The organism is Candidatus Omnitrophota bacterium (assembly GCA_013791745.1).
Lineage (GTDB): Bacteria > CG03 > CG03 > CG03 > CG03 > CG03.
Genome location: VMTH01000155.1, coordinates 1 through 6,088, shown reverse-complemented (window position 1 = coordinate 6,088; position 6,088 = coordinate 1). Strand labels below are relative to the sequence as shown.

Sequence of the window (6,088 nt, the reverse complement as noted above, 5' to 3'; positions counted from 1 at the left end):
TCGTAAAATCATTCGCTCTGACAGAATACGGGAATATTAACAAACAGAAGAAAGCAATAAGAAAATGCTTCATCCGTGAAACAGGATATAGAACTGGAAGCCTATAAAGGCGGCAGCGGAAAGCAGCACCAGAAAAGTGATGAGAAGCCAGTCCACGTCACGCTTTTTGTAGCTTACGCTTTTTTTCGCGATCTGAGCCAGGGCATAACCGAATGCCGTGGACGACATAAACCTGTCTTTTTTATCCGGCGAGATGGCGCGCATGATGATGTTTTCAAGCCGTGGATGTATTGAGGGATTGCCCAGCGAGGGACGCGGAGCTTTTAAATTCGCCAGGGCGCCGCGTGAAAAAGAAACAAGATCTTCGCCTTTGTAGGGGAGAGAACCCGTCAGCATTTCATACAAAATCACGCCCGCGGCGAAAATATCGCAGTCTCTGGAAATATCCCCCGCAAGCCGCTGCGGGCTTGTGTAGGCGGGTGTGCCGCCTATTGAGAGCATGTTTTTCCACGCGGAGGAAGTCGCGCGGGAATAATAAGAAAGCCCGAAATCCAGTATCTTGATACCCCCCTTCGGGAGCATGATTATGTTTTCGGGCTTCAGATCCTGATGTATAACTCCCATGCTGTGTATGTATTCAAGCGCGTCCAGCAGCTGCATCATTATCTTGAGCGCGCTGGGAACAACGAGCCACCTGTGTTTCTCTATGAATTCCGCCAGCGTAGCGCCGTCGGCGTATTCCATGACGATGTAGGGGAAAGATTTTTCGCCTTCATGTGGATAAACATTTACAATGTTTTTGTGGTTCAGGAGAAGCCCTATTTCTTCCTCGTGGTTGAGCCTGCCGAGAGCGTCGGGAGCTTGGCGGAACTCCTCTTTCAGTATTTTGAGGACCACGAATTTATTGTCTTTGATCCTGATGGCGCGGTAAATCTTTGCCATGCCGCCCTCGCGAGGCGCGCTGGTTATCCTGTAGGCGGAATCTATGACAGCGGATTGTTTCATTTATGCGCCCTTCCCCAGCCTTTCGGCCAAAGCATTCGGCAAACCCGCCTCCAGCACGGCTTTCTGTACCGACTGCACATCATATTCTACCCTGTGAAGAACAACATCGCGCGCGTCCTCGTCGTATATCACGCAGGCGGCTTTCGGATTGCCGTCGCGCGGCTGTCCCACAGAGCCCACGTTTATCAGATATTTGGAATGCTCTTCTATCTCAACCGGCTTCAGCGGGATAAACGCCCCGAAATCCACGCTCCCTCCGGTGCCCCTGAAATAGAGGGGTTGATGGGAGTGTCCCACGAAAAGGATGCTCCTGTCCTGTTTTTTCATTGAGGGGATATAATCTTCGGCTGTTTTGACATACTGGTCCAGCGGATCTATCAGCGAGCCGTGAACGGCTATAAAATTCGGCCCGGCGAGCTTATAATCGAGGCCCATCAGAAACGAGGATGACACGGGGCTGAGTTGTTCCTTCGTCCACTTCACCGCCGTTCTGGCCTCGTCGTTGAATTTGCTCAGATCCTCCAGGCCCAGCACCGCCCAGTCGTGATTTCCCGCCACGCAGATAACATCCGGAAGCGCGGAGATTTTTTCCACGCACTCGTTGGGGTACGGCCCGTAGCCGACTATATCGCCGCAGCAGACATATTTTTCCACCTTTCCGTCGAGAAAACCCAGCACCGCTTCAAAAGCCGGCAGATTGCCGTGTATGTCGGAAAAGATCCCTATTTTCATTCCTCGCTCCATTTTTTATATTCTTTCACGGCGGTATAGAGCTTTTCGGCGATCAGCTGCCTGTTCGCGCTTTTCTTAAGTATTTTCCTGTCGCTGCTGTTCGTCAAAAAACCCGCCTCAACAAGGGCAGAGGGCATGTGAGCGCCTTTCAGCACATAAAAACCCGCCTGCTTGATGCCCCTGTTATCAGAAAACATTTTGCCGAATGTTTGTTTGATGAAGGAACAAAACTCCGACGCTTCTCTCATAAATTCATTCATCGCCATTGACCACAAAATGACGTTCACATCAGTTTTTGGGGCGGAGGCGTCCTCAAGTTCCACGACGGCGTTTTCCGTGTTCGCCACATCCTGGGCCTCGTCGTCGGAAGCTCTGTCGCTCATGAAGTAGACTTCAAACCCCCGCGTGTCTTTTTTATATGAGGCGTTGGTATGTATTGATATAAAAAGATCGGCGTGCGCGCTGTTGGCTATCATGGCTCTGGAAGCCAGAGGCAGAAAGTTATCCGCCTTCCTGGTCAGGATCGCGTTGAAAGCGCTGTCGTTTTTAAGTAGTTTATAAAGCCTTAACGCTATATCGAGCACAATATCTTTTTCTTTGGTGCCGTCGCTGGCCACGGCCCCAGGATCCTTGCCGCCGTGGCCGGGGTCTATGACTATGGTCTTTACTTTTCTTTTTGTTTTTTTGAAACCCTTTGAGGCGGCCGCAAATTCGGCGGGGGAGACGATCCTCGGCAAGGGAGATATGATCCGCGGCGCTGGCGAAATTTTCCCCGATGCCGGCCGGGAAGGCGCGCCGGCCTTTGTCACATCCAGCACCTTGGCGCCGTAATCCCATTTCACCCTCACGGATGAGAAACCCTGAAAAGATCTGGTAAGTACAAGTTCCAGCGGGATCCATGATTGCCCGTCGAGCAGCAGTGGCTCCTTGTTCAGAGAGCACAGCCTGCCGTCAATGTATATTTTTTTTGAGTGAAGGAACAGCTTCAGGTTTTTGCCTTCGGGATTGACAAGGTTTATGCATTTATCGTCCCTGAGCCACTCCGCGCGGAGTGAGAAGATATTCGCTATATCCCTTGTCATCACATAACCCATCCCCTCCTGGAGCATAATATCAAAGGAGCCGGCGGATTCTGAATTCTCAAGAAGGTGTACGCGCACAAGCTTCCCGCCGCTGTCCGCTACGGCACGGATACTGAAAAATAACGCCGCCACAGCAAATATTGCAAAACTGCTCTTTCTCAAATTTTCAAAACCTCACTCTAAGTTTTCCATCACGGCAAAATTAAGCCCCTTCTTCATATTCACTTTCAGCGGGACAGACAGCTTAACGGCATGCTCCATAAAGCCGCGTGAAATTTTAGCAAATTTTCCGGAATTTGACTCGTCAATCTCAAAAAGCAGTTCGTCATGCACCTGCAATATCATGGCGGCGCCGTGTTCGCAAAGACATGGGAATATGTCTATCATGGCTTTTTTTATTATGTCGGAAGATGTCCCCTGTATGGGGGTATTTATCGCCGCCCTGCGGTCAAACGGCGTCCTACCCGCCAGTATCCGCCGCCGGCCGAAGAGGGTTTCCGTATAACCTTTCTCAAAAGCGCCTTCCGCGCTGTTCTTAACATAATCCTTAACGCCGGGAAATATCTTCCAGTACTCTTTGATGATGCCATCCGCTTCCCCGCGCGAGATCTCAAGATCCGCGGCGAGGCCGAAAGAAGACATGCCGTAGACAATGCCGAAATTCACGGTCTTGGCTATGCGCCGCTGCTCTTTCGTCACAGCGTCTATTGCCGTTCCGAAAACAAGCGAGGCCGTGAAATTGTGTATATCCTCATCTTTTCCGAAAGCCTCTATGAGGCGTGCATCGCCGCTAAAATGCGCCAGCACCCTGAGGTCTATCTGTGAATAATCGCCCGAGAGAAGAACCTTGCCTTCATCGCAGACAAAAGCCTTTCTTATCTCATCTGCCCCAGCCGCGCCCTTGGGAATGTTCTGCAGATTGGGCTTTGACGAGGAAAGCCTCCCCGTCAGGGTGCCGGTGGCGTTGAAAGTCGTGTGCAGCCGGCCGTCGGGAGCGACCAGCGCCGGGAGTGCGTCGGCATAAGTTGATTTCATCTTCGCGAGAGTCCTGTATTTCAGGAGTTCCAGGCAGACTGGGCTCTCTCCCGAAAGATCCCGCAGCACCTCAGCGTCGACAGATGCCCCTGTTTTAGTTTTTTTCTTTGAGACGAGTTTCATCTTCTCAAAAAGGATGCGCCGCAGCTCGACGTTGGAATTGATATTAAAGTCCTCTCCGGCAAGTCCCAGTATCCTCCCGCTCACATCCCCTATCTCTTTTTCAAGGAAAAGCGAGAAATTATCCAGCTTCGCGCTGTCCAGCTTCACGCCGCAGAATTCCATGTGAGCCAGCACCACGGCGAGCGGCTTTTCCATATCCCTGTAAATGGGCGTCAGTTGCATCTCTTCCGTTTTTTTCTTCAGCGCCTTTTCGAGATCAAACATGAGGCCCGCGGCTGACGCGCATTCCTCTTTTTTGACGAATTCCGGGATCTCCCTGCCCAGATATTTTGAAGCAAGGCGTAGAATATCCTGCCGGGGCTGGGAATCTATGACGTAACCCATGAGAGAGATATCCTCGATTTCACTCTTTACGGTTATATTCTCAGCCAGGCAATAAGCGTAGATGCTCTTTGAATCGTCGCTGATGATCTTAATGCCGGGATCTGAAAATATTTCCGCGAGAACTTTTTTATAGTGCTCGCCGGCGCCGAAATCCAGCTCCGTCTGCATGGTGTCGGCGAAGCCTGATTTTCCGCCGCCCGCCAGAGCTATGCCCTTGAGTTTTTTCCCGTCGGCGAAATGAAGAGCTATCTCGCGGCAGCTTTTGAAAAAAGACAGATCCCCGGTATAAACAAAACGCGCGATCTCTTCCTTCAGAACATTTTCCGACTGTACGCCGTACTCATTTTTCAAAGAGCTGAAGCCCCATTTTTCCGCCAGCGCCGCGACATCTTCAGCTTTTATCTCGGGTTTCAGGGCCTCGTCGGAAAGCTCCACGGGCACATCCTTGAGGAGCGTGACGAGTTTTTTGGAAAGAAAAACATCCTCTTTTGACGCTATCAGTTTCCGGCGCAGCGATTCTTTCACCGAATCTATGTTCTCATAAACGCTCTCTATGCCGCCGTATTCGGCTATCAGGGCCGTCGCGCCTTTCGGCCCTATGCCCGAGGCGCCCGGCACGTTGTCCGATTTGTCCCCCACCAGCGCCTGCCAATCGCAAAAGAGGCCCGGGGATACGCCGTATTTCTCCATGACCTCGGCCGGGCCTATGACCTTCGGCTCATTGAATATCCTCACGCGTTCATCTACGAGCTGGCAGAGATCCTTATCCGCCGACACGATATAAACATCGCAGACATCTTTGAACTTTTTTGTCATGGAGGCCGTCAGGTCGTCCGCCTCATAACCCGGCGCGGCTATTGACGCTATGCCGAGGCCGTCTGTCACGCCTCTCATGTTCTGCAGTTGGAAGACAAGGCTCTCATCGGCCTCGGGCCTGGTGGCCTTATAAGCGGGATACTCGCTGTGTCTGAAATTTTTGCCGGGAGAGTCAAAAACGACAGCCATGCGGTCGGGCTTGTGCTTTTTTATGATACGCAAGAGCATCCTCGCGAAGCCGTAAAGCGCCCCCACAGGTTTCCCGTCGGGGGATAAGAGCGGCGGAAGAGCGTGAAAAGCCCTGTGCATATAGTTATTGCCGTCTATTATAAAAAGTTTTTTCATTTTTCCGTCAGCTCAGCGCTTCCCCTGCCCGGCTTCAATTCCCATCCGCGCAAAGCGGCTTTTTGAAACAGCCTTTTTATGCCGCTCCTGTAGATATAGACCTCATAACCCATCAGGGCCAGAAACAGCGCCGTGACGATAACGGACATCGCCCTGATAAAAAATCTGGGCTTTATTTTTATATTCAGAACGAACCTGCACAGAAGATCAACCGCGGCGGCGAGAAGAATGACCGCGATGATCAGATCTTTTGAACGGTAGAAAAATGCCGTCAGGATCTCTATTTTTGAGGCAAAGAGCCGTCCCAGCAGAAGCCAAAATAGTATGCCGAAGGTCATACCCGAGAGCTGATAGGGCAGGAATGTCTTGAGCTTTATCCCGCTGATCCCGGAAAAGAGCATGATAAAAGGCCTTATGCCGAGGAGAAAAGGCCTCATGAGAAAAACTTTCTGATAGCCGTATATCTTGAAAAAGAGAGATATTTTTCTCATCCTCCTCTGATTTATCATCACACTCACATATTTGGACGCCAGGATACGCGGCCCGTAAAAGTATCCCGCGAAATA

Annotated in this window: 5 protein-coding genes; all 5 read right to left on the bottom strand. The window is 51.1% G+C overall.

Annotated features, from left to right (window positions below):
* Positions 1–69: 69 nt before the first annotated feature.
* Genes FP827_07610 through FP827_07590 form a run of 5 tightly spaced genes read right to left on the bottom strand, consistent with a single transcriptional unit; the run spans position 70 to position 6,013 of the window.
* Positions 70–1,005: a serine/threonine protein kinase gene (locus FP827_07610; protein MBA3052933.1), complete on the bottom strand. Its 936-nt coding sequence runs from the start codon at positions 1,003–1,005 to the stop codon at positions 70–72.
* A complete protein-coding gene (locus tag FP827_07605; GenBank protein ID MBA3052932.1) occupies positions 1,006–1,749 on the bottom strand; it encodes a metallophosphoesterase family protein in 744 nt (247 codons plus the stop codon).
* The gene (locus FP827_07600) at positions 1,734–2,981 is read right to left on the bottom strand and encodes a hypothetical protein (protein ID MBA3052931.1); all 1,248 of its coding nucleotides are present in this window, start codon (positions 2,979–2,981) and stop codon (positions 1,734–1,736) included. Before FP827_07600 ends, FP827_07605 begins: the two co-directional genes overlap by 16 nt.
* A 12-nt stretch (positions 2,982–2,993) precedes the next feature.
* Complete coding sequence (gene polA, locus FP827_07595) at positions 2,994–5,522, bottom strand: DNA polymerase I (GenBank protein MBA3052930.1); 2,529 nt, start codon at positions 5,520–5,522, stop codon at positions 2,994–2,996.
* Positions 5,519–6,013, bottom strand: coding sequence for a hypothetical protein (locus FP827_07590; GenBank protein MBA3052929.1), 495 nt, complete (start codon positions 6,011–6,013; stop codon positions 5,519–5,521). Before FP827_07590 ends, polA begins: the two co-directional genes overlap by 4 nt.
* Between the last annotated feature and the right edge of the window lie 75 nt (positions 6,014–6,088).